This window comes from Streptomyces sp. R33, from assembly GCF_041200175.1.
Lineage (GTDB): Bacteria > Actinomycetota > Actinomycetes > Streptomycetales > Streptomycetaceae > Streptomyces > Streptomyces katrae_B.
In genome coordinates, this window is record NZ_CP165727.1 from 2,166,172 (window position 1) to 2,191,120 (window position 24,949).

The 24,949-nt window shown below is 71.0% G+C and carries 25 protein-coding genes; 12 read left to right on the forward strand and 13 right to left on the reverse strand.

Features of this window, described 5'->3' with window-relative positions:
- Positions 1-125 precede the first annotated feature (125 nt).
- Positions 126-929, forward strand: a complete 804-nt coding sequence (locus AB5J51_RS10250) for an IclR family transcriptional regulator (RefSeq protein WP_030293066.1) — start codon at positions 126-128, stop codon at positions 927-929.
- Positions 930-1,016: 87 nt separating this feature from the next.
- On the opposite strand, the gene AB5J51_RS10255 is transcribed toward AB5J51_RS10250, so the two are convergent.
- Together AB5J51_RS10255 and AB5J51_RS10260 are read right to left on the reverse strand one after the other, a co-directional pair.
- On the reverse strand, positions 1,017-1,712 hold the full coding sequence (locus tag AB5J51_RS10255) for an ABC transporter ATP-binding protein (RefSeq protein WP_053786677.1): 696 nt from the start codon (positions 1,710-1,712) through the stop codon (positions 1,017-1,019).
- The gene (locus AB5J51_RS10260) at positions 1,709-2,797 is read right to left on the reverse strand and encodes an ABC transporter permease (RefSeq protein WP_369777496.1); all 1,089 of its coding nucleotides are present in this window, start codon (positions 2,795-2,797) and stop codon (positions 1,709-1,711) included. Before AB5J51_RS10260 ends, AB5J51_RS10255 begins: the two co-directional genes overlap by 4 nt.
- A 134-nt stretch (positions 2,798-2,931) precedes the next feature.
- Here AB5J51_RS10260 and AB5J51_RS10265 point away from each other — a divergent pair, with 134 nt between their 5' ends.
- From AB5J51_RS10265 to AB5J51_RS10275, 3 genes are all read left to right on the forward strand, one after another.
- Positions 2,932-4,131, forward strand: coding sequence for a sensor histidine kinase (locus tag AB5J51_RS10265; RefSeq protein ID WP_133896487.1), 1,200 nt, complete (start codon positions 2,932-2,934; stop codon positions 4,129-4,131).
- Positions 4,131-4,760: a response regulator transcription factor gene (locus AB5J51_RS10270; protein ID WP_136224469.1), complete on the forward strand. Its 630-nt coding sequence runs from the start codon at positions 4,131-4,133 to the stop codon at positions 4,758-4,760. The genes AB5J51_RS10265 and AB5J51_RS10270 overlap by 1 nt, the downstream gene beginning before the upstream one ends.
- Before the next feature lie 195 nt (positions 4,761-4,955).
- Positions 4,956-5,264, forward strand: a complete 309-nt coding sequence (locus tag AB5J51_RS10275; RefSeq protein WP_136224470.1) for a hypothetical protein — start codon at positions 4,956-4,958, stop codon at positions 5,262-5,264.
- 15 nt (positions 5,265-5,279) lie between these two features.
- On the opposite strand, the gene AB5J51_RS10280 is transcribed toward AB5J51_RS10275, so the two are convergent.
- The gene (locus AB5J51_RS10280) at positions 5,280-6,767 is read right to left on the reverse strand and encodes a PLP-dependent aminotransferase family protein (RefSeq protein ID WP_369777497.1); all 1,488 of its coding nucleotides are present in this window, start codon (positions 6,765-6,767) and stop codon (positions 5,280-5,282) included.
- Between the two features lie 254 nt (positions 6,768-7,021).
- Between AB5J51_RS10280 and AB5J51_RS10285 the strand changes: the two genes are divergently transcribed.
- Positions 7,022-7,651: an NTP transferase domain-containing protein gene (locus AB5J51_RS10285; protein WP_369777498.1), complete on the forward strand. Its 630-nt coding sequence runs from the start codon at positions 7,022-7,024 to the stop codon at positions 7,649-7,651.
- A 273-nt stretch (positions 7,652-7,924) separates the two neighbouring features.
- Positions 7,925-9,544 carry a malate synthase A gene (gene aceB / locus AB5J51_RS10290; protein ID WP_053785712.1) on the forward strand — a complete coding sequence of 540 codons (1,620 nt, stop codon included), beginning with the start codon at positions 7,925-7,927 and terminating at the stop codon, positions 9,542-9,544.
- An 86-nt stretch (positions 9,545-9,630) separates the two neighbouring features.
- Here the strand turns inward: aceB and AB5J51_RS10295 are convergent, their stop codons facing one another.
- Positions 9,631-10,704, reverse strand: coding sequence for a hypothetical protein (locus AB5J51_RS10295; RefSeq protein WP_369777500.1), 1,074 nt, complete (start codon positions 10,702-10,704; stop codon positions 9,631-9,633).
- Positions 10,705-10,949: 245 nt separating this feature from the next.
- On the opposite strand from AB5J51_RS10295, the gene AB5J51_RS10300 reads away from it, so the two are divergent.
- The gene (locus AB5J51_RS10300) at positions 10,950-12,140 is read left to right on the forward strand and encodes a hypothetical protein (RefSeq protein ID WP_369777501.1); all 1,191 of its coding nucleotides are present in this window, start codon (positions 10,950-10,952) and stop codon (positions 12,138-12,140) included.
- Between the two features lie 63 nt (positions 12,141-12,203).
- Here AB5J51_RS10300 and AB5J51_RS10305 read toward each other — a convergent pair whose 3' ends face one another.
- Positions 12,204-12,800 (reverse strand): TetR/AcrR family transcriptional regulator, encoded by a 597-nt coding sequence (locus AB5J51_RS10305; protein WP_053785710.1) that lies wholly within the window; start codon positions 12,798-12,800, stop codon positions 12,204-12,206.
- A 114-nt stretch (positions 12,801-12,914) separates the two neighbouring features.
- On the opposite strand from AB5J51_RS10305, the gene AB5J51_RS10310 reads away from it, so the two are divergent.
- Positions 12,915-13,712, forward strand: a complete 798-nt coding sequence (locus AB5J51_RS10310; protein ID WP_369777503.1) for an SDR family NAD(P)-dependent oxidoreductase — start codon at positions 12,915-12,917, stop codon at positions 13,710-13,712.
- On the opposite strand, the gene AB5J51_RS10315 is transcribed toward AB5J51_RS10310, so the two are convergent.
- On the reverse strand, positions 13,709-14,155 hold the full coding sequence (locus tag AB5J51_RS10315) for a cytochrome P450 (protein WP_369777504.1): 447 nt from the start codon (positions 14,153-14,155) through the stop codon (positions 13,709-13,711). The two genes, AB5J51_RS10310 and AB5J51_RS10315, sit on opposite strands and share 4 nt — an antisense overlap.
- Positions 14,156-14,538: 383 nt before the next feature.
- On the opposite strand from AB5J51_RS10315, the gene AB5J51_RS10320 reads away from it, so the two are divergent.
- On the forward strand, positions 14,539-15,153 hold the full coding sequence (locus AB5J51_RS10320; protein ID WP_133896494.1) for a 3'-5' exonuclease: 615 nt from the start codon (positions 14,539-14,541) through the stop codon (positions 15,151-15,153).
- A 99-nt stretch (positions 15,154-15,252) separates the two neighbouring features.
- On the opposite strand, the gene AB5J51_RS10325 is transcribed toward AB5J51_RS10320, so the two are convergent.
- The 7 genes from AB5J51_RS10325 to AB5J51_RS10355 form a co-directional block, all read right to left on the reverse strand.
- Positions 15,253-16,638 (reverse strand): nucleobase:cation symporter-2 family protein, encoded by a 1,386-nt coding sequence (locus AB5J51_RS10325; protein WP_369777505.1) that lies wholly within the window; start codon positions 16,636-16,638, stop codon positions 15,253-15,255.
- Positions 16,639-16,906: 268 nt separating this feature from the next.
- Complete coding sequence (locus AB5J51_RS10330) at positions 16,907-18,310, reverse strand: 8-oxoguanine deaminase (RefSeq protein ID WP_053785706.1); 1,404 nt, start codon at positions 18,308-18,310, stop codon at positions 16,907-16,909.
- Positions 18,311-18,501: 191 nt separating this feature from the next.
- Positions 18,502-19,425, reverse strand: coding sequence for a factor-independent urate hydroxylase (pucL, locus tag AB5J51_RS10335; RefSeq protein ID WP_030293098.1), 924 nt, complete (start codon positions 19,423-19,425; stop codon positions 18,502-18,504).
- 1 nt (position 19,426) lies between these two features.
- Entirely contained in the window at positions 19,427-19,816 is a 390-nt protein-coding gene (gene uraH / locus AB5J51_RS10340; RefSeq protein ID WP_053785705.1) for a hydroxyisourate hydrolase, read from the reverse strand.
- A 2-nt stretch (positions 19,817-19,818) separates the two neighbouring features.
- Positions 19,819-20,337, reverse strand: a complete 519-nt coding sequence (gene uraD / locus AB5J51_RS10345) for a 2-oxo-4-hydroxy-4-carboxy-5-ureidoimidazoline decarboxylase (protein ID WP_053785704.1) — start codon at positions 20,335-20,337, stop codon at positions 19,819-19,821.
- A 154-nt stretch (positions 20,338-20,491) separates the two neighbouring features.
- Positions 20,492-20,875, reverse strand: coding sequence for a helix-turn-helix domain-containing protein (locus AB5J51_RS10350; RefSeq protein WP_030293103.1), 384 nt, complete (start codon positions 20,873-20,875; stop codon positions 20,492-20,494).
- Positions 20,872-21,123 (reverse strand): thiamine-binding protein, encoded by a 252-nt coding sequence (locus AB5J51_RS10355; protein ID WP_053785703.1) that lies wholly within the window; start codon positions 21,121-21,123, stop codon positions 20,872-20,874. Before AB5J51_RS10355 ends, AB5J51_RS10350 begins: the two co-directional genes overlap by 4 nt.
- A 126-nt stretch (positions 21,124-21,249) precedes the next feature.
- On the opposite strand from AB5J51_RS10355, the gene AB5J51_RS10360 reads away from it, so the two are divergent.
- From AB5J51_RS10360 to AB5J51_RS10370, 3 genes are all read left to right on the forward strand, one after another.
- Positions 21,250-22,083 (forward strand): TIM barrel protein, encoded by an 834-nt coding sequence (locus tag AB5J51_RS10360; protein ID WP_053785702.1) that lies wholly within the window; start codon positions 21,250-21,252, stop codon positions 22,081-22,083.
- A 75-nt stretch (positions 22,084-22,158) separates the two neighbouring features.
- The gene (locus AB5J51_RS10365; protein WP_369777507.1) at positions 22,159-23,058 is read left to right on the forward strand and encodes a 2-hydroxy-3-oxopropionate reductase; all 900 of its coding nucleotides are present in this window, start codon (positions 22,159-22,161) and stop codon (positions 23,056-23,058) included.
- Between the two features lie 230 nt (positions 23,059-23,288).
- The gene (locus AB5J51_RS10370; RefSeq protein ID WP_053785700.1) at positions 23,289-24,746 is read left to right on the forward strand and encodes a catalase; all 1,458 of its coding nucleotides are present in this window, start codon (positions 23,289-23,291) and stop codon (positions 24,744-24,746) included.
- The last annotated feature ends 203 nt before the right edge of the window (positions 24,747-24,949 follow it).

Genomic DNA, 24,949 nt, shown 5'->3' on the forward strand with positions numbered 1-24,949 from the left:
GAGGACGTCCGCCACCCGGACAAACCCCCTCTGACCGGCGGGGACGGCTTCGACCCGGCTCTAGGGCCGACGCCGACCGACCGGTAGGCTGCTTCCTTGCCTGCCAGCACCGAAAGGACCGCGCCGTGCCGACGTCCAGCGCCAGCACCACCGACGCTTCCGCGAAGCCCACCGCCGCCAGCGGTGGCGTTCAGTCCCTTGAGCGCGCCTTCGATCTGCTCGAACGCATGGCCGATGCCGGGGGCGAGGTCGGCCTCAGCGAGCTCTCCACCGCCAGCGGTCTGCCGCTGCCGACCATCCACCGCCTCATGCGCACCCTGGTGGCATGCGGCTACGTCCGGCAGCAGCCCAATCGACGGTACTCCCTCGGGCCCCGGCTGATCCGCCTCGGCGAGTCCGCGTCGCGCCTGCTGGGGACCTGGGCCCGGCCGTACCTCGCCCGCCTGGTCGAGGAGACCGGCGAGACGGCGAACATGGCCCTGCTCGACGGGGACGAGATCGTCTACGTCGCCCAGGTGCCGTCCAAGCACTCCATGCGCATGTTCACCGAGGTCGGCCGCCGCGTGCTGCCGCACTCCACCGGTGTGGGCAAGGCGCTGCTCGCGTACACCCCCGCGGAAGAGGTACGGGCGCTGCTGGCGCGCACCGGGATGCCGGCCGCGACCGAGAAGACCATCACCACGCCGGAGGGCTTCCTGGAGGCCCTGGAGCAGGTCCGCAAGGTGGGCTACGCGGTCGACGACAACGAGCAGGAGATAGGAGTCCGCTGCCTGGCCGTGTCGGTGCCGAACTCGCCGACCGCCGCAGCGATCTCCATCTCGGGTCCGGCCGGCCGGGTGACCGAGGCCGTGGCCGAGTCGTTCGTGCCGATCCTGCAGAACGTCGCCGCCGACCTGTCCGTGGCCCTGCAGAGCCAGAACCCCGCGTAGGTTCCGGCGCGGGAGTCCCCCCGTACGTACGCCAAGGCCCCGGCCCCCGCTGATGCGCGGGGCCGGGGCCTTGGCGTACGGAGCGGCTCAGGCGGCCGGGACCGTCTCGGTCTCGGACTCCGTCAGGCGGCCGTCCGTCATCGTCGCCGTCCGGTCCATCCGCTCCAGGTGCGCGTGGTCGTGGGTGACCAGGACGGTCGCGGTGGAGCGCTCGCGGGTCAGCGTGACCAGCAGGTCGAGCACGGCCGCCCCGCGCTCGTGGTCCAGGGCGCTCGTGGGCTCGTCGACCAGGAGCACGGCAGGCTCGTTCATCAGCGCACGGGCGATGTTGATGCGCTGGCGCTGGCCGCCGGAGAGCTGGTGGGGGCGCTTGTCGGCCTTGTCGGCCAGGCCCACCGCGTCCAGCAGTTCCAGCGCACGGCGGCGCAGCGTCCGCGACGGGCGGCCCGACAGGTGCGCCATCACCTGGAGCTGCTCGGCGGCGGTGAGCGAGGCCAGCAGGTTCGGCTGCTGGAAGACGATGCCGATCTTCTCGCGGCGCAGGGCCGACTTCTCGGCCGCGCTCAGCCGCGCGGTGTCCTGGCCGGCCACCACCACCTGCCCGGAGTCCGGGGTGACCAGCGTGGCCGCGACCGCCAGCAGACTGGACTTGCCGGAACCGGAGGGTCCGATCACCGCGGTCAGCGTGCCCGCGGGTACGTCCAGCCGGACCCGGTCGAGGGCGGTGAGCCGGCTCTCGCCGTCCGGATAGGTGAGCGTGACGTCGTGCACGAGGAGGGTCATCGGGCGCTCCCTAGGGCGGTCAGGGGGTCGACGGCGGTGATCCGCCGGATGGACAGGGCCGCACCCAGCGCACCGAGCACGATCATGATCGCGGCCGGCACGAGGACGGTCGCGGTGTCGAGGACGAAGGGCACGTCGCCCCCGCTGATCAGCGCGCCGAACCCGGCGGCCAGCGCCGTGCCGAGGCCGGTGCCGATCGCGAGCATGATCACGGCCTGGCCGAGCGCGTCCTTCAGCAGGTACGGCGTGGAGGCGCCCAGCGCCTTCAGCACGGCGACGTCCCCGCTGCGCTGGATCGTCCACACGGTGAAGAAGGCCCCTATGACCAGGGCCGAGATGACGAAGAGGAAGCCGCGCATCAGCTGGAGCGAGCCGTTCTCGGCCTGGTAGGACCCTATGGCGCCGAGCGCCTCGTCAATGGTCTTGGCCTTGGTGGCGGCCGCCGCGTCACCGGCGGCGAGGTCCGCCGGCCCGGCGAGGTCGAGCGCGACCACGGTGGCGAGGGTGTCGAGGGAGGTGCCGGGGTTGCCGATGCGCTGCCAGTCACCCAGGTCCGCCCAAACGACGGGGGTGTGGCTGTAGGCGGCGGTGCCGGAGACGGCGGCCACGGTCAAATCGAGCGGGCCGATCTTCAGCTTGCCGCCGGCGGCGAGGCCGCCGAGTTCCTTCGCGGCCTTCTCGGTGAGGACCACCTGCCCCTGGGCGAGGCCGCTGCCGCGCGGCGGGAGGGGGCCGGCCGGGTCGACGCCGAACACGGAGACGGCGGCGGTGCGCTCACCCGCCGCCGCGTTGGTGGTGCGGATGCCGAGCGGCTGCGCCGACTTCACACCGGGCTGCGCCCGCCAGGCCTGCCAGGCCTTCTCGGGCACCTGGGAGTTGGTGAAGGACACCTTCTGCTCCCCCGTCGGCGCGGCGAAGGCCAGGTGGGTGGCGGGCAGGCCGGTGACGGCCGAGACGTTCTCCCGGGCCAGGCCGGCGGTGAGCCCGGACAACAGGCCGACCAGCAGCGTGATCAGCAGTACGACCGAGCCCATGAGGGCGAAGCGGCCCTTGGCGAACCGTAGATCTCTCCATGCGACGAACATGATCCCCACCCTGGTCTCCGGCGCGGGCCCGGGGCATCGCGCCACGGTAGTGATCCTGGTATCGAACGACGCATCCGGACATCAAACTTTCGATTGACCGGGAGGCGCAGGGCCGCGCTTAGGCTGGTCGGGCCATGGCTGCTCCTCCGCGATCCCCCGCTCCGCGCCCTCTCACCCCCGTCTCGCGCATCCTGCGCCTGTGCCTGCACGCGCTGCTGTTCGGGCTGCTCGCGCTGGCCGCCGGGCGGGCCGTCACCGACTCCGCGCCGCGGGCCGGCTGGGTGGTCGCCGCCTGCGCGGTGCTGGCCGCCGTGTACGCGGCCGGCGTACTGACCCCCGCGGTGCACCGCTCGCAGCGCGCCGGGGCGGTGTGGCTGGCCGGGCTGGGCGCGGCCTGGGCGACGCTGCTGGTGGTCTCCCCCGACGGGCTGTGGATCGCGTTCCCGCTGTACTTCCTGGAGCTGCACCTGCTACGGCTGCGCTGGGGCGTCGCCGCCGTCGCGGTGACGGCGTGCGCGGCGATCGGCGGTTTCCTGGCGCACGCGCAGAGCGGCGCGGTGTCGCCCGGGGCCTTCCTCGGGCCGCTGCTCGGCGGGGCCGTGGCGGTGGCGACCGTACTGGGCTACCAGGCGCTGTACCGCGAGAGCGAACGCCGCCGCGAGCTGATCGAGGAGCTCATCGCCACCCGCGCCGAGCTGGCCGCGGCCGAGCGGGACGCGGGGATCCTGGCGGAGCGGGAACGCCTGGCCCGGGAGATCCACGACACCCTGGCGCAGGGCCTGTCCTCGATCCAGCTCCTGCTGCGCGCGGCGGAGCGGTCGCTTCCGCAGGACGCCCCGGCCCTGGAACACATCGGCCGGGCCCGGGAGGCGGCTCAGGAGAACCTCGCCGAGGCGCGTCGTTTCGTACGGGCGCTCACCCCTCCCGACCTGGAACACGGCTCCCTCGCCGCCGCGCTGGAGCGGCTGTGCACGGCCGCGCCGGGGCCGCGCGTGCGGTTCTGCCTGAGCGGCGCGCCCCGGGTCCTGCCCACCCCGTACGAAGTCGCCCTGCTCCGCATCGCGCAGTCGGCGCTGGCCAACGTGGTGCGCCACGCCCGCGCGGACCGGGCCGAGATCACCCTGACCTTCATGGACGCCTCGGTGACCCTGGACGTCGTGGACGACGGCACCGGCTTCGACCCCTCCTGCGCCCCCACCGGCGAGGGCGGGTTCGGCCTCCCCGCCATGCGCTCGCGCGCCGAGACCCTCGGCGGCCTGTTCACGGTCGAGTCCTCCCCCGGCCAGGGCACCGCCGTGGCCGTCACCCTGCCGCTGCCCCTGGAGGCATCCTGATGACGATCCGCCTGCTGCTGGCCGACGACCACCCGGTGGTCCGGGCCGGGCTGCGCGCGGTGCTCGACACCGAGCCGGACTTCGCGGTGGTCGCGGAGGCCGCCACCGCCGAGCGGGCGGTGGAACTGGCCGCCTCGGAACCGGTGGACGTGGTCCTGATGGACCTCCAGTTCGGTACGGGCATGCACGGCTCGGCGGCGACGGCGGCGATCACCGGCCGGCCCGGAGCCCCCCGGGTCCTGGTCCTGACCACGTACGACACGGACGCGGACATCCTGGCGGCGGTGGAGGCGGGCGCCTCGGGCTACCTGCTGAAGGACGCCCCGCCGGAGGAGCTGGCGGCGGCGGTCCGCACCGCGGCGGCGGGCCAGTCGGCGCTGGCCCCGGCGGTCGCGCTGCGCCTGATGGACCGCATGCGCACCCCCGCGGAGGCGCTGACGAAGCGGGAGCTGGAGGTGCTCCAGCTGGTCGCCGACGGCCTGTCGAACCAGCAGATCTCGAAGAAGCTCTTCCTGAGCCAGGCCACGGTCAAATCCCACCTGGTCCACATCTACGCAAAGCTCGGCGTCGACTCCCGCACGTCAGCAGTGGCCACGGCCGCGACCCGCCGCCTGATCCGCACCCCGTAGCCACCCCGCCGGCCCCCCGCCCGGCGGGACCCGGCGGGGTGGGGTGGAGCGGGGTGGGGCGGGTGGGGCCTTCCCCCGGGCGGATACACCGGACGGCAGGCGGGTGCCCGGTGTGTCCGCCCGGTTGCATACGGGGTACCGACTGCCGACCAGAGAGCCGCCGGGATCGGCGTCGGGCTCGCCGTCCGCCTCACCGTGTTCACCGCCGCCGTCCTCATCGCCCGCCGTATGCGCACCGGCGCCCGCTGGGCCCGGATCACCCTCGCCGTCGGCCTCGGTGTCCTCGGCACCGCCTCCATGGTCGCCCAGCCCCTCGGGCACCTCCTCGACGGCGGATCCGTCGCGGCTGCGCTCGACGGGGCCGACGCCCTCGACCTGGTCTTCGGCGCCAGCCGGGCCGTCCACGTGGCGGCCGTCCTCACGGCCGTGTTCCTGATGTTCCGCCCGGCGTCCAACGCCTGGTTCCGGAGCTTCCGCAAGCCGGCCCGGGCCGTCCGACCCTGATCCGTCAGACACCCCCTAGGCCACCCAGTGCGGCCGCTCCACCGCCGGGGCCAGCGGAACCCCGTCATGGAACGCGGCCGCCAGCCGCCGCACGGCCTCGTCCAGCCGGTCCGCGGACAACGTGTACGGAATCCGCAGCCGGTGCTCGAACGTCCCGGGGGCCACCCCGAACCGCGCCCCCCGCCCGATGTGCACGCCGCAGGCACCGGCCCGCTCCGCCAGCGCCGAGCTCACCGGCTCCCCCAGGTCCACCCACAGCGACAGCCCACCCGGCGGCACCTGCCACGACCACTCCGGAGTGTGCCGCTCGAGCGCAGCGACCAGCGCCTCCCGCTGCCCCCGCAACTGCGCGAGCCGCGCCGGCAGGGTCCGCTCCAGCCCCTCCAGCAGCGGCAGCGCCACCAGCTGGTCCAGCACCGACCCCGTCATGTCCGCGGCCACCTTCACCGCCGTCAGCTCGGTGATCATCTTCGCGGTGGCCCGTACCCACCCCACGCGCAGCCCGCCCCAGTGCGTCTTGCTGAGCGAGCCGATCGTCACCACGTGGTCCGCCCCGCCCCCCGATGCCAGCGAGGCCAGCGGTGGCGGCGACGGCGCGTCCAGGGCGATGTCGGCGATGGTCTCGTCGACCACGAGCCAGGTCCCGGTCCGCCGCGTCGCCGACAGCAGCCGCAGCCGCTGCTCCTGAGGCATGAGCAGGCCCGTCGGGTTGTGGAAGTCCGGGATCACGTACGCCAGCCTCGGCACGGTCTGGCGCAGCGTGGACTCGGCGATCTCCATGTCCCAGCCCGCGTCGGAGACGGCGATCGACCCGGTGCGCAGCCGGGCGTGCCGCAGGGCGTCGAGGGCGTTCGCGTACGTGGGGTTCTCGGTCACCACCCGGTCCCCGGGCCGGCACAACAGGCTCACGACCAGCGAGAACGCCTGCTGCGCACCGGCCGTGACCAGGATCTGCTCGGGCCGGGTCGCCAGCCCGCGCCGGGTGAACCGCTCGGCGACGGCGCTGCGCAGGTCGGGCAGCCCGAAGGGGTTGTAGCCGGGGCTCCGGGCGAGGCCCGGCAGCCGGGGCGCGGCCCACGCGAGGGCCTCGCCGAGGGCTTCCTCGGGGGCGCCCAGGGCGGCGATGGCCAGGTCGATCCCCGGATCGCCGTCGGCGATGTAGCCGCCGGAGCCGACCAGCAGGTGCGCGCCGACCGGGCCGTGGCCCTCGGGGAGTTCGGTCCAGGTGCCGGATCCGCGCCGGCTGCGGACGTAACCGCTCTCGCGCAGCAGGTCGTAGGCCCCGGTGACGGTGGCACGGCTGGCGCCGAGTGCCTCGGCGAGCTCGCGCTCGGCGGGCAGCCGTACGTGCAGGGCGATCCGGCCGTCGAGGATCAGGGTCCGCACGGCGTCGGCGAGGGACCGGTAGCCGGGGCGCGCCAGCACCTCGGAAGGCAGCAGGGCCGCGAGCTGGCGGCTGCCGATGGTTCTGTCCGCCGTCCGGACGACTCGCCCGTTTGCCATGCCAACCTCCCCTGATTGGCTCTGCCTGCCAGGCCAATCAGGGTCCAGACTCGCGGTATTGGCCCCCGATTGGCAAGGAGACCACCCATGCCGAGCACGCCGACCCCACTGACCGACCGCGCCGAACGCGCCCTGGCGGCTGCCTTGGAGAACCGGATCTCCGAGCCGCTGCGCCTCGGGCCCGCCCTGGCCTCCGTACGACGCCTGCTGGCGCGGCGGCCACGCACCGGCCCGCAGGGGCGAGAATCGCTGACATGCCGACCCACGCAGACTCGACCTCAACCCCCCGGACCCCTGACCCCGTGATCGCGGGCCTGCTCCTCGCGGCCGGCGGCGGGCGCCGCCTGGGCGGGCGCCCCAAGGCCCTGCTCACGTACCGCGGGCGCCCGCTCGTGGAGAACGCGGTACGGGTGCTGCGCGAGGCGGGCTGCGGTCCGCTGCACGTGGTGCTCGGCGCCGGCGCCCGCGAGGTCCGCGAGCAGGCGGACCTGACCGGCTGCGTGGTCGTGGACAACCCCGACTGGGCGGAGGGCATGGGCTCCTCCCTGCGCGTCGGGCTCGCCTCGCTCGCCGGTACGGGCGCCTCGGCGGCCCTCGTCTCGCTGGTGGACCAGCCGGGCATCGGCCCCTCGGCGGTGGCGCGGGTCCGGGAGGCGTACCGCTCCCCCGCGAGCCTGGTCGCGGCGGCCTACGGCGGGGAGCGCGGCCATCCGGTGCTCTTCGGAGCGGACCGCTGGGCGGACATCGCGGCGACGGCGACGGGAGACAAGGGCGCGCGGGTCCATCTGACAGAACACGCGAACGAGCTCACGCTGGTGGAGTGCGGGGACGTCGCCGAGGCCTTCGACATCGACACCCCGCCCGACCTGGCACGACTGGCTTGAGCGGAGGTCGAGCAGCAGTTGAGCGGGCAGTGACGAAGGTGGCACTGAGGGCCACCGGGCGCCAGAGTCTGTCGACTCGGAGAATCTCGACATCAACAAACCATTGAACTTCCACCATAAGGAAATTACTATCCACTGGTCAGAAGCGCCCTGAACCCCCAGACGGCGCCCGCGACCGTATCCCGGAACTCTCCACACCCGGCGGCACTGCGTGCCGTCCTGCGCGAGCATTCCCCGCGGCCGCCAGGCACCGCCGCTGAAGGAGTGACAGATATGTCCGCACCAGCGCCGTCATCGCTGGCCATCGTCGACGCCGAGCCCCTGCCCCGGCAGGACGAAGTCCTGACCGAGGCGGCCCTCGCGTTCGTGGCCGAGCTCCACCGGCGGTTCACGCCCCGCCGTGACGAGCTCCTCGCCCGTCGCGCAGAGCGCCGCGCCGAAATCGCCCGCACCTCCCACCTCGACTTCCTCCCGGACACCGCACAGGTCCGCGAGGGCGACTGGAAGGTCGCGCCGGCCCCGGCCGCGCTGAACGACCGCCGTGTGGAGATCACCGGTCCGACCGACCGCAAGATGACCATCAACGCCCTGAACTCGGGCGCCAAGGTCTGGCTCGCCGACTTCGAGGACGCCTCGGCCCCCACCTGGGAGAACGTCGTCCTCGGCCAGCTCAACCTCATCGACGCCTACGAGCGCCGCATCGACTTCACGGACCCGCGCACGGGCAAGTCGTACGCCCTGAAGCCCGCCGAGCAGCTGGCGACCGTCGTGATGCGCCCGCGCGGCTGGCACCTGGTGGAGCGCCACCTCCAGGTCGAGGGCCGTCCGGTCCCCGGCGCCCTGGTCGACTTCGGCCTGTACTTCTTCCACAACGCCAAGCGCCTCATCTCGCTCGGCAAGGGCCCGTACTTCTACCTGCCGAAGACGGAGTCGCACCTGGAGGCGCGCCTCTGGAACGAGATCTTCGTCTTCGCGCAGGACTACGTCGGCATCCCGCAGGGCACGGTCCGCGCGACCGTCCTGATCGAGACCATCACGGCCGCGTACGAGATGGAGGAGATCCTCTACGAGCTGCGCGACCACGCGGCGGGCCTGAACGCGGGCCGCTGGGACTACCTCTTCTCCATCGTGAAGAACTTCCGTGACGGCGGCGAGAAGTTCGTCCTGCCGGACCGCAACGCGGTGACGATGACGGCCCCGTTCATGCGGGCGTACACCGAACTCCTGGTCCGCACCTGCCACAAGCGCGGCGCGCACGCCATCGGCGGCATGGCCGCCTTCATCCCGTCCCGCAAGGACGCGGAGGCCAACAAGGTCGCGTTCGACAAGGTCAAGGCCGACAAGGACCGCGAGGCGGGCGACGGCTTCGACGGCTCGTGGGTCGCCCACCCCGACCTGGTCCCGATCGCGATGGCGTCCTTCGACGCGGTGCTCGGCGAGAAGCCGAACCAGAAGGACCGCCTGCGCGAGGACGTCTCCGTCGCCCCCGGCGAGCTGATCGCGATCGACTCCCTGGACGCCCGACCGACGTACGAGGGCCTGCGCAACGCGGTCCAGGTCGGCATCCGCTACATCGAGGCCTGGCTGCGCGGCCTGGGCGCGGTCGGCATCTTCGGCCTGATGGAGGACGCGGCCACCGCCGAGATCTCGCGCTCGCAGATCTGGCAGTGGATCAACGCGGGCGTCGTCTTCGAGAACGGCGAGGCGGCCACCGCCGACCTCACCCGCAAGATCGCCGCCGAGGAACTGGCCGCGATCCGCGCCGAGATCGGCGAGGAGGCCTTCGCGGCCGGCAAGTGGCAGCAGGCCCACGACCTCCTCCTCCAGGTCTCCCTGGACGCGGACTACGCGGACTTCCTCACCCTCCCGGCCTACGACCAGCTCGTGGGCTGACCCCGGAAGTCGACTGATTCGCACAGCAGCCGACCCCACTCCGCCTCCGCGCCACACCAGGCCCGGGGGCGGAGCCGTTTCGTGCCTCAGGCGCTCAATCGCCATGCCGCGTAGGCGAGGTGCTGGCTGTGGCCCGCCCGGATCCACGACTCGGCGTTGCCGACGCCGGGGGTTCCCGTACCCGTGGCGCACGCGTGCAGCCAGCGGTCACCCTCACTGAACCCGGCTCCGCGGAACTCGGGCTCGGCGATCATCCGGCGGGCGATCTCCCGTACCTCTTCGGCATGCCCGTCCCCGATCGTGGGCGCCTTGGCCAGCAGGAACGTACGGTCCGTCGTGTAGCGCAGGACGCCCCAGGGCGCGCCGCCGCCCGCGCCGGCGTCGGCCGCGAAGGCGTGGTGGGCGCCGTAGTCCCCGTAGGTGACGTCGACGGGGAGCTCCGGCCGGGCGTGGCGGACCATGTGCCAGACGTCCCAGTCGTGTCGCTGCGCCTCGATCGGCCCCCACCCCGACGGCTCGGGCGTGGTGGGCGGAAAGGAACCGGCCAGAAGCACGATCGAGCGCCATCGGGTGAGCGGGCCGAGCAATTCCAGGGCGCGCAGGGCGCACTTGTCCGCCTGGTGGTCCTCCTCGGTGACCGCCTCCAGGTCCAGCAGCAGGTCCACCGGCAGGTCCCGGGCGAGGTCCCAACCGGCCAGGCGCTCGACGAGCCGGCGCACCTCCTCGGCACCCTGCTCCGTGGAGGCGTCGGCCGCACGGACCCGCAGCCCGAGGCCGTTCCCGCAGGCCCGGGCGAAGTCCGCGCAACCGGACTGCTGCCAGTCGGGCCGGCCCGGGCCGGTGACCGGCCGGAGCGGCGTGTGGAGCAGGTACGGCCAGAGCCCCTCCGTGACGGCGCGCGGCGCACCCTCGAGGTGCCGGGCGTCCACCCAGGCGGGCGTGGCCCGTTGGGCGGCGACGACGGCGCCGGGCGGTCCGGGCGGTCCGGCCGGATTCGTACGCAGCGGGATCGTCCACAGCGGTGAGACGGCCGCCTGCAGGAACGGCGCCAGCCGGGAGTACGCCGCGAGCGGGCCGCGGCGCATCGGCAGGACGGGTACGTAGAGCGGCTCGACCATGGTGGCTCCCCCGTTGACCGCCTTGGTTGCGCTTCTGTTCACAGGGTGAGCGTGAACGGCCGCCGAGGGAACGGCGCAATCCGGCCAGGGGCGGGACGGGGCGGCGCGGCGGCTGACGGGCCGACCGATCGATCGGTTGTTACTCCATCGTAACTTTCCTGTACCTAGCGGTAACAACGCGCGCCGTGTCACCTTTCCGATGCCACCGGCCGGCGGTACCCCCACTTCCCCAGCCATGCGCCGGAGTTCGCTCCGGCTTCGCCATGGCCGACCGCAGGAGTTCCGCCGTGATCGGATTCCGCAACGCCAGCAAGGACCCAGCCCGCAGTCGAGTGCGACGACTCGCCGGGGGCGGGTTGGTTCTGCCGCTCACCGTCAGTGCGCTGGTCGCCGGCTCCGCCGGGACCTCCGTGGCCAGTCCCGGGACCGGGCCCACCGCCGTGGTCTCCATGGGCGACAGCTACATCTCCGGCGAGGCCGGCCGCTGGAAGGGCAACAGCCTGACCAACAGCGGGAACCGGACCGGGACCGACCGCGCGTGGGTCTCCGGGAGCACCTACGACCCCGCCAAGGTGTACGGCACCACCGCCGGCGGGTGCCACCGCTCCGACTCCGCCGAGGTCAAGAGCGCCGGGGCGATCGCCGACGTGGCCGTGAACCTGGCCTGCTCCGGGGCGATTTCCGAGAACGTCTTCCGCGCCTCCAACGGCGGCGTGCCCTTCAAGGGCGAGGCCCCGCAGGCCGATCAGCTGGCCGCCGTGGCCGCCGCCAACAACGTCAAGGTCATCGCGCTGTCCATCGGCGGCAACGACCTCGGCTTCGCCGACATCATCAAGGACTGCGCCCTCGACTTCGTCATCTGGAACTCGTACTGCTACGACGACCAGCAGTACGGGGTCGACCAGAAGATCGACGGCGTCATGGCGAACGTCGGCAAGTCCGTGGACGAGATCCGCGCCGTGATGCGGACCGCCGGGTACACCGACTCCTCGTACCGGATCGTGCTGCAGTCCTACCCGTCACCCATCCCGCGCGGCGCCGAGAACCGGTACACGCAGAGCGACTGGAGCCGCCTCAACACCGGCGGCTGCCCCTTCTGGAACCGGGACTCCGACTGGGCGCGCGACTCGCTCGTGCCGCAGATCGCCGGTCGCCTCAAGGGGGTTGCCGCCGCCAAGGGCGTGCAGTTCCTGGACCTGCGGGACATGATGCAGGGCCGTGAGGTGTGCGCGAAGGCCAGCCAGCAGGTGACCACCTCGGCTCCCGCCTCGGCGAAGACGAGCGAGTGGGCGCGCTGGATCGACAGCAGCGAGACGCAGGGGCCGGTCCAGGAGTCCATGCACCCGAACTACTTCGGCCAGCTGGCCGTCGGCCGCTGCCTGGCCCTGGCGGTCGCCCAGCCCGCGAACTCCGCCGCCGGCTGCAAGAACACCGCCGGAGCGGACCAGACGGGCATGTTCCTGACGCCCACCCCCTGACGGGGACATGCGTGCCGTGCGGGGCGTCCGCGGAGAGCTCCGCGGGCGCCCTTTCGCGTTCGATCAGCCCCGTACGGCGGCCAGTGCCTCGTCGTACAGGGCCGCCAGGTCGGCGCTGCCGCCACTGCGGACCCAGGCTTCGGTGGCGGCGTCCACGCAGGCGAAGACGGTCGCGACGACCGCCGCGGCGCGTACGCCGGGGACCAGGCCCTCCCCTTCCGCCATGCGGGCCGTGACGGCGGGCAGCACCAGCTCCTGCCAGCGCAGCCGCTTCTGGGTGTACCGGGCGCGCAGCGACGGGGTGTCGAAGATCAGTGCCGTGATCTCCAGCAGCTGCGCGGGGTCGCCGTGCGCGTCCACGAGCACTTCGAAACCGGCTCGCAGGGCCTCCCACGCAGTGGCGGTGGCGGGCTGGGCCTCCACCGTCGCGCGCAGCAGCTCGCCGAGCTCTTCCTGCTCGCCGCAGACGATGTCCTCCTTGGTACCGAAGTACCGGAACAGCGAACGCTGGGAGATGCCCGCTTCCTTGGCGATCTGCGCGATCGTCGTGGCCTCGTAGCCCTGCTCGGCGAAGAGCCGCATGGCCGTGCCGAAGATGCTCGCGACCACGGCCTGCCGGGAGCGGTCCCACAGGCTCGGCTGCGTTGCGGTGGTCACCATCCGCCCAGCATATAGGCGGACCGCCAGCCTTGCTCCCACTGCCCGCTTGGCAGTCACTGCCAAGCGGGCATACAGTGATGGCAAGACGATGTCCCCCCATGAGCAGGAGCCACTGTGAACGCGGTCGATTACCGAGACCGGACCACCCTGATCACCGGCGCCAGCTCGGGCCTGGGCGCCGAGTTCGCGCGCCGGCTGGCCGCACGGGGCTCCGACCTCGTGCTCGTCGCCCGCCGGGAGGACCGGCTGAAGGCGCTCGCCGGTGAACTGTCGGCGGCGCACGGCGTCAGCGTCGAAGTGATCGCCATGGACCTGGCCGTCGAAGGGTGCGGTGAACTGCTGGCCGCCGAGGTGGAACGGCGCGGGATCACGGTCTCCAGCGTCATCAACAACGCCGGATTCGGCACGTACGGGCCCTTCCACGAGGAGGACCCGCAGCGGCTCCGCCAGGAAGTGGGCCTCGACGTGATGGCCGTCGTCGACATCAGCCGGGCCTTCATCGGCACGCTGCGCCGCCGCGGCGAGGGCGTACTGGTCAACGTCGCCAGCTCGGCCGCCTACCAGCCCGTCCCGAACATGGCCGTCTACGGCGCCACCAAGGCCTTCGTGCTCAGCTTCACCGAGGCCCTCTGGCAGGAGTCCCGGGGCAACGGGCTGCGCGTGCTGGCGCTGTCACCGGGCGCGACCCGGACGGAGTTCTTCGACGTGGTCGGCACCGAGGACGCCGCCAGCGGCACCAAGATGCAGACCTCCGAGGAGGTCGTACGCACCGCGCTGAAGGCGCTGGACCGCAAGAACCCGCCGCCGAGCGTGGTCTCCGGGGCCCTGAACCGGATCATGACCCTCAGCGGGCGGTTCGCGAGCCGCCGCACGGTCGTACGGATCGTGGCCCGCATGACCAGGCCGCGCTAGCCGGACACCCCCTGGGGGTGGCGGACCGGGGTGCGGGCCGCGACGTCGAGGGTGAGGCCGCCGGGCTGCAGGATGGTGCGCGTGCTGAACACGGGCGTGGTGCCCTCGGCACGGGTGACCCGGTGCCGGGCGACGACGGTGGCGGTGGCGGTGGCGGTGACCATCGCGACCATCGCGAAGTGAGCGCCCAGGCAGGTGCGCGGTCCGCCGCCGAAGGGCATGAAGGCGTACTTGGGCAACGGGGTGGCGGGGCGCTCCGTCCAGCGCTCGGGGCGGAACGCCGCCGGCCGGTCGTAGTGGCGCGGGTCCCGCTGGAGCACGAAGGGGCTGACGGCCACCCGCTGGCCGGGGCGCAGCGGGTAGCCGGCGAGCCGGGTGGGCCGGTCGACGGTCCGCTCGAGCAGCCACAACGGCGGGTAGAGCCGGAGCGCCTCCTTCGCCACGGCCTCGACGTGTTCCGCAGGAGCTTCGCTCCCGAGGGGTCGTCGGCCAGGGAGGCGGCACTGGATGCGGCGTAGGCCGATCCGCCACCGATCAGCACGGCCGCGGCGGAAACCGCGACCAGGATCGCCTTGCGCAGGGGGTTCAGGGCAGCCATGGCTGTCCTGCTTCCGGAATTCCGGACGGCGGGTCCGCCCGGTTCATGCCCTCCATTGCGCCGGGCCCCGGCCCCCGGGGCATGCCACGCATTCTCGTGACATGCCCCGAACCCCCTGGACCTGGCACGACCCCCGCCCCGCGGCCCGCCGGCCACCTGGCCACCCGGCAACCTGGACACCGAAAATCCGGATGATCACAGCGCCGCGGGCTGGCATGATCCCGGATCATGCCGACCCGTACCGTACGTCCCAGCCTCTACATCTCCGTCGACATCGAGGCCGACGGCCCGATCCCCGGCCCGTACTCGATGATCAGCTTCGGGGCCGCCGTCGCGGGGCGGCAGGACGGCGGTTCGTATACGGCCGCCGACCCCGAGCAGCACACCTTCTACCGCGAACTCCGGCCGATCAGCGACGCGTACGTCCCCGAGGCGCTGGCCGTCAGCGGCCTCGACCGGGACCGGCTGGTGCGGGAGGGCGCCGAACCCGCGGCGGCCATGGCCGAGTTCCGCGCCTGGGTGCGCGAGGTCGCCGCGGAGACGGGGGCCCAGCCCGTGATGTGCGGCTACCCGGCCTCCTTCGACTGGACCTTCCTGTACTGGTACTTGATCCGGTTCGGCGGCGACAGCCCCTTCGGGCACTCCGGCTGCCTCGACATGAAGACCCTGTACGCGGCGAAGGCGCAGGTGCCGCTGCGCGCAGCCGTCAAGGGGCGGATGCCGAAGCAGCTGCTTTCCCGCCGCCGGCACACCCACCACGCGCTCGACGACGCGATCGAGCAGGCCGAGCTGATGAGCAACCTGATGCTCTGGACACCCCCGGCCCCCGGCGCCGCCGGCTGACTCCCCCGCCCGGGCGGGTGGGGAAAGACGGCCGGTGCGTACGCCACACCCGCAGTGGGTGGCGTACGCACCGCCGTAGTGGGCCGGCCCTCCGTAGGGTCAGTGCACCGCCACCGGTTCCGGAGCGGCAGCCGCGCCGCGCCGGGCGCCGAAGTGGTTGAAGGCCAGGTTGAGCGCGATGGCCACCACGCAGCCCGTGCTGATGCCCGAGTCCAGGACGACCAGCAGGTCCTTCGGGAACGCGTGGTAGAAGTCCGGTGCCGCGATCGGGATCAGGCCGATGCCCACCGAGGCGGCGACGATCAGGGCGTTCTCGCCCTTCTCCATGGCCGCGCCGGCCAGGGTCTGGATCCCGCTGGCCGCGACCGAGCCGAACAGCACGATGCCGGCGCCGCCGAGGACCGGCAGCGGGACCACGCCGATGACGGAGGCGGCGATCGGGCACAGGCCCAGCAGGATCAGGATGCCGCCGCCGGCGGCGACGACGAACCGGCTGCGCACCTTGGTCATCGCCACGAGCCCGATGTTCTGCGCGAAGGCGCTGCACATGAAGCCGTTGAACAGCGGGCTGAGCGCGCTGCCGAGGGTGTCGGCGCGCAGCCCGCCCTCGATGGTCTTCGCATCCGCCGGGCGGCCGACGATCTTGCCCAGCGCCAGGATGTCGGCGGTGGACTCGGTCATGCAGACGAGCATGACGATGCACATGGAGACGATGGCGGCGGCCTGGAACTGCGGGGCGCCGAAGTGGAACGGGGTCGGGAAGCCCACGAGGGAGGCGTTCCTGACGGCGTCGAAGCTGGTCATACCGAGCGGGAGGGCGATCAGCGTACCCGCGACCAGGCCGAGCAGGATGGAGATCTGCTGGAGGAAGCCGCGCAGGAACTTGCGCATCAGCAGCACGATCACGAGGGTGACGGCGGCCATGCCGATGTTCTTCATCGAGCCGTAGTCGGTGGCGGTGCGGTTGCCGCCCTGTGACCAGTTGAAGGCCACCGGCAGCAGGGACACGCCGATCAGGGTGATGACCGTGCCGGTGACGACCGGCGGGAAGAACCGGACGAGTTTCCCGAAGTACGGGGCGGCGAGGAACCCGACGAGCCCGGCGACGATGATCGCGCCGAAGATTATGGGGACGGCGTCCGCGCCCTCACCCTTGCCGATGGCGATCATCGGGGTCACACCGGCGAACGAGACGCCGTTGACGAAGGGGAGTTTGGCGCCGACCTTCCAGAAGCCGAGGGTCTGGAGGAGGGTGGCGAGGCCGGCGGTGAAGAGCGAGGCGCCCATCAGGAACGCGGTCTCGGTGGCGGAGAGTCCGACGGCAGGGCCGACGATCATGGGCGGGGCGACGACACCCGCGTACATGGCGGCCACGTGCTGGAGGCCGCTCGTGAACATTTTCAGCGGAGGCAGGGTCTCGTCGACCGGGTGCTTCTCCTCCGGTACTGCGACAGCATCTGTTCGAAACCTGGGCGTCTTGGCCACGGCTTCCTCCGGTCGGGTAACACGTCGGCAGGGACGTGGGTGTCTTGGAGGTGGTGCGAAAGCTGTGCGAGTCGATCTCGTGTTCAGTTGTGTGAAGGCATGCAGAAACGATTCGCCCGATTCGTTCCAGAAGCAGTGGCACGAGTCACCGCCCCCGGGGGCGCCCTCGGAAATCCTCGGGCGCTTCCCGGGAACGGCTGCCGCGGACCCCGCTCGGGTCCGCGACCGCCGGCCGGGGGCCGTCCCCCCCGGCCGGACTCCGTGGGGATCAGCCCTGCGCGGAGATCCGCGCGAGGCGCTGGGCCTCTTCCCGGGTCGACACCGCGATGGCGTCCTCGTCGGCGAAGAGCAGTCGGTTGTTCTCGACGATCTGCTTGCCGTTGACCAGGGAGAGGGTGACCGGGGCGGCCGCGCCGAAGACCAGCGCGGTGACCGGGTCGGCGATGGACGAGTGGGCCAGGGTGCTCAGGTTCCACATCACCAGGTCGGCGCACTTACCGACCTCGAGCGAGCCGATGTTGTCGGCGCGGCCGAGGACCTGGGCGCCGCCGTACGTACCGAGGCGCAGGGCCTGGCGCGCGTTGAGGGCGGCCTCGCGGTGGACCGGGTTCAGCCGGTTGATCAGCAGCGCGTTGCGCAGCTCGGTGTGCAGCTCACCGGACTCGTTCGAGGCGGTGCCGTCCACGCCGAGGCCGACCGGGACGCCGGCGGCGAGCATGTCCGGGACGCGGGCGATGCCGGCGGCCAGACGGGCGTTGGAGGACGGGCAGTGCGCGACGCCGGTCTTGGTGCGGGCGAACGCGGCGATGTCGGAGTCGTTCATGTGGACGCTGTGCGCCATCCACACGTCCTCGCCGAGCCAGCCGGTCGACTCGAAGTAGTCGGTCGGGCCCATGCCGAACAGTTCCTTGCAGAACTGCTCTTCCTCGACGGTCTCGGAGCCGTGCGTGTGCATGCGCACACCGAGGCGGCGGGCCAGCTCGGCGCCCTGCTTGAGCAGCTCGGTGGAGACCGAGAAGGGGGAGCAGGGGGCGACGGCGACCTGGGTCATCGCGTCGAAGGAGTGGTCGTGGTGCTTCTTGACCGTCGCCTCGGTGTCGGCGAGCGCACCCTCGAGGGTCTCGACGGCGTGGTCCGGGGGCAGGCCGCCGTCCTTCTTGCTGCGGTCCATGGAGCCGCGGGCGAGGGTGAAGCGGACGCCCATCTCGGACGCGGCGCGGATGATCGCGCCGGAGAGGTCGCCGGAGCCCTTGGGGTAGACGTAGTGGTGGTCCATGGCGGTGGTGACGCCGCCCTTGGCCATCATCGCCAGGGAGCCCTGGGCGGCCGTGTAGGCCATCTGCTCGTCGATGCGCGCCCACGTCGGGTACAGCGCGACGAGCCAGTTGAAGAGGTTGTGGTCGGTGGCCAGACCGCGGGTGATCCACTGGTAGAAGTGGTGGTGCGTGTTGACCAGACCCGGGGTGACGAGGTGACCCGTGCCGTCGATGCGGCGGACCACATTGTCGAGGTTCTCGGGGGCTTTGCCCGCACCGATGGACTCGATCTTGTTGCCGGCGACGACAACGTGGCCCGAGGCGTACTCGGTGTCGTTCGCGTCGACGGTCGCAATCGCACAGTTCTCGATGACGATGCGCTCTACGGCGCCGTCATGCGCTGCCGATGCTGCCATGGGACTTCCTCGTGCTTTCAGTGGCGGTGGGGGCACGGCAGGACCCAGGGGATTTGAGTGCCGGAGGCGGGGGACCTCGACAGCTGACAGTACTGCCGTCCCTCGTTGTGCGTCCGGGTGCCGATTCAGGAAGTTGAAGCGTGTCGCGCGGTCCCGGGGCCACTGCGGAGCCCCGGGACGCGCGTGCCGTGTCAGAGGTTGGTCATGTCCACGGGGATGCGGGCGTCAGCGCCGTCCCGAAGGATCGTGGCCTCGATCAGACCGTACGGGCGGTCCGCGGCGAAGTAGACCTCGTTGTCGTTCTTGAGCCCGAACGGCTCGAGGTCGACGAGGAAGTGGTGCTTGTTCGGGAGCGAGAAGCGGACCTCGTCGATCTCCGAGCGGTGGTTGATGATGCGCGAACCCATCTGGTACAGGGTCTGCTGCAGCGAGAGGGAGTAGGTCTCCGCGAACGCCTGGAGCATGTGCTTCTTGGTCTCGGCGTAGGACTTCTCCCAGTTGGGCATCCGCTGCTCGTCGTCCGACCAGTTGAAGCGCCAGCGGCCCGACACCTGGGTGGCCAGGATGCGGTCGTACGCCTCCTGCAGGGTCGTGTACTTGTCCTTCACGTAACCCCAGAACTCCGAGTTCGTGGAGTTCATGACGATCAGGTCCTTGAGGCCGGAGATGACCTCCCAGTTCTGGCCGTCGTACGTGATCTGGGTGACGCGGGTCTCCATGCCCTTGCGGACGAAGGAGTGGTTCACCTCGTCGGAGCCGATGAACTTGGAGTTGGCGTCCGAGGTGGCGATCCGGTCCCAGGCGTACTCCTCGATCCGGATGCGCGCACGCTGGATCGGCTCCTGGCTGTTCACGAACCAGCGCGCCAGGTGGATGCCGAACTGCTCGGCGGACTCGATGCCGTACTCCTTGGCGAACGCGTACACCGTGTTCTTGGTGGTGTCCGTCGGAAGGACGTTGGCGTTCGAGCCGGAGTAGTGGACGTCGTCCATGTCGCCGGAGAGGGCGACCGAGACGTTCAGGTCCTTGATGTGGTGGGTGTCGCCGTCCCGCGTGATCTTGACGACGCGGTTCTCTGCCTTGCCGTACTGGTTCTGGCCCAGAATCGTGGCCATGCTAGCTCCCTCGGTAAACGGAGTAGCCGAACGGGTTGAGCAGCAGCGGTACGTGGTAGTGCTCGCCCGGGTTCACCGCGAAGGTGATGGTGACCTCGGGGAAGAACGCACCGCTGTCCCTTACGCGGGGGGCGTCCTGCTGCGCCTCGGCTTGCTTCTTCTCGAAGTACGTCTCGGTCTCGAAGTCGAGACGTACGTGGGTGGTGCCCTCCGGCAGCGCCGGCAGGTCCTTGCAGCGCCCGTCCGCATCGGTGGCGGAGCCGCCCAGGGCCGCCCACTCGCCGTCCAGCCCGGCACGGGCGGACAGGGAGATGGCGACGCCCTCGGCGGGGCGTCCGATGCTGGTGTCCAGGATGTGCGTGGACACCGACGCGGTGGTCGCGGTGCTCATGCTCACGCTCCTTCTTCTGCGAGTTCGACGAGGCGGGTCAGACGGATCCGGTTGATCTTCACGAGCTCGCCGCGGGCGATCTCCCGCTCCTGCTCCGGCGAATTGTCGATCCGGACCTTGACCGCGTCCCGCATGAACTCACCGGTCGCACCGGTGGCGCAGATGAGGAAGACGTGGCCGAACTTCTCCTGGTACGCCAGGTTCAGTTCGAGGAGCTCGTTCTTGAGCTCCTCCGAGGCTCCGGCCATGCCGCGCTGCTCGCGGGCGGAGGTCGGGTCTCCCGGCTTCGGCCGGCCGATCGGCGCGTGGCCTGCCATCGCTTCGGCCAGGTCCTCGGCGGTGAGCTCGGCCATGGCGGCCTCGTTCGCGGAGAACAGGGAGTCGGCGGTGGCGAAGGGGCGCTGGGCGAGCAGCTTGCTCCCCCATGCCGAACTGGCGCACACCTCGTGCAGCTCGGCCGTGGCCGCGCTGTCGTCCAAGGCGTTGAACCGGGTGAGACCCGGGGTCGGACTCGAAGTCACGGTAGGCCTCCGTGGCCTGTTGTTGCTTTGACGGGCTGCGCATAGCTAACGCCCTCGACAACACGGCGTCAACACTTTGTTGAAACTTCCCGTACACAAAAGCCGCCGCCCGGGTGAATTGGGCGGCGGCTCGTCACAGCGGGTCAAGCAGGCTTCACGCCTTGCTGTTCTTGTTGGGGTTTTCCCTGTTCAGATAGTTGTAGACCGTGAAGCGGCTTACGCCCAGGGCGCCCGCGACCGTCTCCACGCCGTGCCGGACGGAGAAGGCGCCGCGCGCTTCCAGTATCCGGACGATGTCCTGCTTGGACTTCCGGTCGAGCTGTGACAACGGTACGCCGTGGCGGCGCTCCAGCGCCGCGAGGATGTGGTCCAGCGAGTCGGACAACTGGGGCAGGCGCACGGCCAGCAGGTCCTCACCCTCCCAGCTGAGCACGACATCGTCGGGCAGCGCCTGGGCCGGATCCATCAGCTCGCCACCCATCGCGTCGACCAACGGCTTGACCGCGGTGACGAACGGGTGGTCGCGGGGCTCGGTCATGGGGTGTCCTCCCCGATCACGTTGACCTGGAGCGAGACGCGCGTGGCCCCGGACTCCAGCGAGTCGCGCAGCAGCGCGGCCACCGCGGCCAGCACCTCGTCGGCGTCACCCTCGGCGGTATTGCCGAACGGACCGACGTCCACCGCGTCCAGCTGGGCCTTCTGGATGACCTCGCGAGCGGCCACGGCATGGGCAGGGGCCTCTTCGAGATCGAAGGGCTCGGTCGTGAACTCCACTCTCAATCGCACGCTGGTCAAGCTACCTCCCAGTCGGCTTTTTTCGGCAGTTCGCACTTGACATCTGCGACAAGCCCCATGCAGTCTTCCATCAAGCAGAAACTAACTTCCGCAATACGGAAGGAGCGCACACCCCTCATGGGATACACGGACCAGCGCTTCGATGTGAACCTTTCGATCCTCTTCACGGAACTCCCGCTTCTGGAGCGTCCCGCGGCTGCCGCCGCGGCGGGCTTCACGGCGGTCGAGCTGTGGTGGCCCTGGATCGAGACCCCCACCCCCGCTCAGGCGGAGCTCGACGCCCTCAAGAAGGCTCTTGAGGACGCCGGGACCCAGCTGGTGGGCCTGAACTTCTACGCCGGCCAGCTGCCGGGCCCGGACCGCGGTGCGGTATCGGTTCCCGGTGAGGAGTCGGAGCGCTTCAACGCCAACATCAACGTGGCTGCGGACTTCGCCGCCTCGGTCGGCTGCAAGGCGCTGAACGCCCTCTACGGCAACCGCGTCGAGGGTGTGGACCCGGCCGTCCAGGACGAGCTCGCCCTGAAGAACCTGGTCGTGGCGGCCCGGGCCGCGGACCGCGTCGGCGCGATCCTCCTGATCGAGACCCTCAACAAGCCCGAGTCGCCGCTCTACCCGCTGGTGAGCGCCCCGGCCGGCATCGAGGTAGTGGACAAGGTGAACGAGGCCACCGGCCTCGGGAACGCCAAGTTCCTGCTCGACCTGTACCACCTGGCGATGAACGATGAGGACCTCTCCGAGGTCATCGAAAAGTACGCCGCCAAGACCGGGCACGTCCAGATCGCGGACAAGCCCGGACGCGGTGCCCCCGGCACCGGCGAGCTGCCCCTCGAGGAGCTGCTCGACCAGCTGAAGAAGGCCGGATACGAGGGCTACGTAGGCCTGGAGTACAAGGCCGCCGACGCCGCCGCTTCCTTCGCGTGGCTGCCGGCCGAGGCCCGCGCCGCCCAGTAGGCGGACAAAGTCCAGGCGATCAGCCAGGCACGTCACGCACTTTTCGTACAAAGCATTAAGAGAAGGACCCTCATCATGAGCAACCCCACTGCGCTCCCGTCGATCGCCTGGATCGGGCTCGGCATCATGGGCTCCCCCATGGCCGAGAACCTCCTGAAGGCCGGCTACTCGGTCACCGGCTTCACGCTGGAGCAGGACAAGCTGGACCGCCTGGCCGCCGCCGGCGGCACCGCCGCCGGCTCGATCGCCGAGGCCGTCAAGGACGCCGACGTCATCATCACGATGGTGCCCGCCTCCCCGCAGGTCGAGGCCATCTCGTACGGCGAGAACGGCATCCTCGAGAACGCGAAGTCCGGCGCGCTGATCATCGACATGTCGTCGATCACCCCGCAGACCTCGATCGACCTCGCCAAGAACGCTGCCGAGAAGGGCATCCGCGTCATCGACGCCCCGGTGTCCGGCGGCGAGGCCGGCGCCATCGAGGCCGTCCTGTCGATCATGGTGGGTGGCGAGAAGGCCGACTTCGACGCGGCGCTGCCGATCCTCGAGGCGCTCGGCAAGGTCATCGTCCTGTGCGGTCCGCACGGCTCCGGCCAGACGGTGAAGGCCGCCAACCAGCTCATCGTCGCGGTGAACATCCAGGCGTGCGCCGAGGCCGTGGTCTTCCTCGAGAAGTCGGGCGTGAACCTCCAGGCCGCCCTGGACGTCCTCAACGGCGGTCTGGCCGGCTCCACGGTCCTGACCCGCAAGAAGGACAACTTCCTGAACCGCGACTTCAAGCCCGGCTTCCGCATCGACCTGCACCACAAGGACATGGGCATCGTCACCGACGCCGCCCGCAACGTCGGTGCGGCCCTCCCGGTCGGCGCGGTCGTCGCCCAGCTGGTCGCCTCGCTGCGCGCCCAGGGTGACGGCGGCCTGGACCACTCGGCCCTGCTGCGTGCGGTCGAGCGCCTCTCCGGCGCCCAGATCTGAGCCCGCGGCCCGCTCGCCGGGCCGCCGCTCCTCCCCCTCCGGGGGGCCTGAGTTTCCGGATGGTGCCGGTGCTGACACCTGTCCTGTCGCGCCCAAGCGCCGGCACCGTCCGGATCACCTCTCTCCATCTTTGTTCAACAAACTGTTGACGCTGCGTTCGGCCTGAAATTAGGCTGTTCCGCATGACGGGAGACGCTTTCCGTCAGCAGGTTCCCGTACGGAAGGTCACCATGTCGAAGCGCACGCTGACGACCGAGTCCGGCGCCCCGGTCGCCGACAACCAGAACTCCGCCACCGCCGGCGTCGGTGGCCCGCTGCTGATCCAGGACCAGCAGCTGCTCGAGAAGCTTGCCCGCTTCAACCGGGAGCGCATCCCGGAGCGCGTGGTGCACGCCCGCGGCTCGGCCGCGTACGGCTACTTCGAGGTGACCGACGACGTCACCGCGTACACCAGCGCCGCGTTCCTGAACACGGTCGGCAAGAAGACCGAGACCTTCCTGCGGTTCTCCACCGTGGCCGACTCGCTGGGTGGCGCGGACGCGGTCCGCGACCCGCGCGGCTTCGCGCTGAAGTTCTACACCGAAGAGGGCAACTACGACCTCGTCGGCAACAACACCCCGGTGTTCTTCATCAAGGACCCGATCAAGTTCCCCGACTTCATCCACTCCCAGAAGCGCGACCCGTTCACGGGCAAGCAGGAGCCGGACAACGTCTGGGACTTCTGGGCGCACGCCCCCGAGGCGACGCACCAGATCACCTGGCTGATGGGTGACCGCGGCATACCCGCCTCGTACCGGCACATGAACGGCTACGGCTCCCACACGTACCAGTGGACGAACGAGCAGGGCGAGGCCTTCTTCGTCAAGTACCACTTCAAGACGAACCAGGGCATCCGCTGCCTGTCGTCCGAGCAGGCCGCCGAGCTCGCGGGCAAGGACGGCAACAGCCACCAGACCGACCTGCTCCAGGCGATCGAGCGCGGTGTGAACCCGAGCTGGACCCTGTACGTCCAGATCATGCCGGCCGCCGAGGCCGCGGAGTACCGCTTCAACCCGTTCGACCTGACCAAGGTGTGGCCGCACAGCGACTACCCGCTGCAGCGCGTGGGCCGCCTGGTCCTCGACCGCAACCCGGACAACGTCTTCGCCGAGGTCGAGCAGTCTGCGTTCTCCCCGAACAACTTCGTCCCGGGCATCACCGCCTCGCCGGACAAGATGCTCCAGGGCCGCCTGTTCGCGTACGCCGACGCCCAGCGCTACCGCCTCGGTGTGAACCACACCCTGCTGCCGGTCAACGCCCCGAAGGCGACGAAGGCCGAGAACTACGGCCGCGACGGCGTCATGGCGCTGCGCAACGGCTCGCGCCACGACAAGAACTACGAGCCCAACTCGTACCAGGGTCCGGCCGAGACCGGTCTGGCGCTGGGCGCCCCGAAGGCCGTCTCCGGCTACACGGGCACCCACGAGGCCCCGGCCCACACCAAGGACGACGACTTCTTCCAGGCCGGTGAGCTCTACCGCCTGATGTCGGAGGCCGAGAAGCAGCGTCTGGTGGCGAACATCGCCGGCGGCCTGTCTCAGGTCACCCTCGAGGACGTCATCGAGAAGAACCTGGCTCACTTCCACGCCGCGGACGCCGATTACGGCAAGCGCGTCGAGGAGGCCGTCCGCGCCCTGCGCGACGCCTGAGCCCATAGCTGCACCGGGGACCTGGCGGGAGGTCAGGTCCCGGGTGCCGAGCCCGAACCGCGGACCCGGATGAGGGGTGGTACGCGGTAAGGGCCGGACGAGGACCGCGACGGGCGTGTGAGCCAGTGCGGTGGTAATGGGGGCCGAGGCCCGTCTCTTGACCTGAGGGAGACGAAGCCGAAGCTCTCGTCACCGCCCGTCGC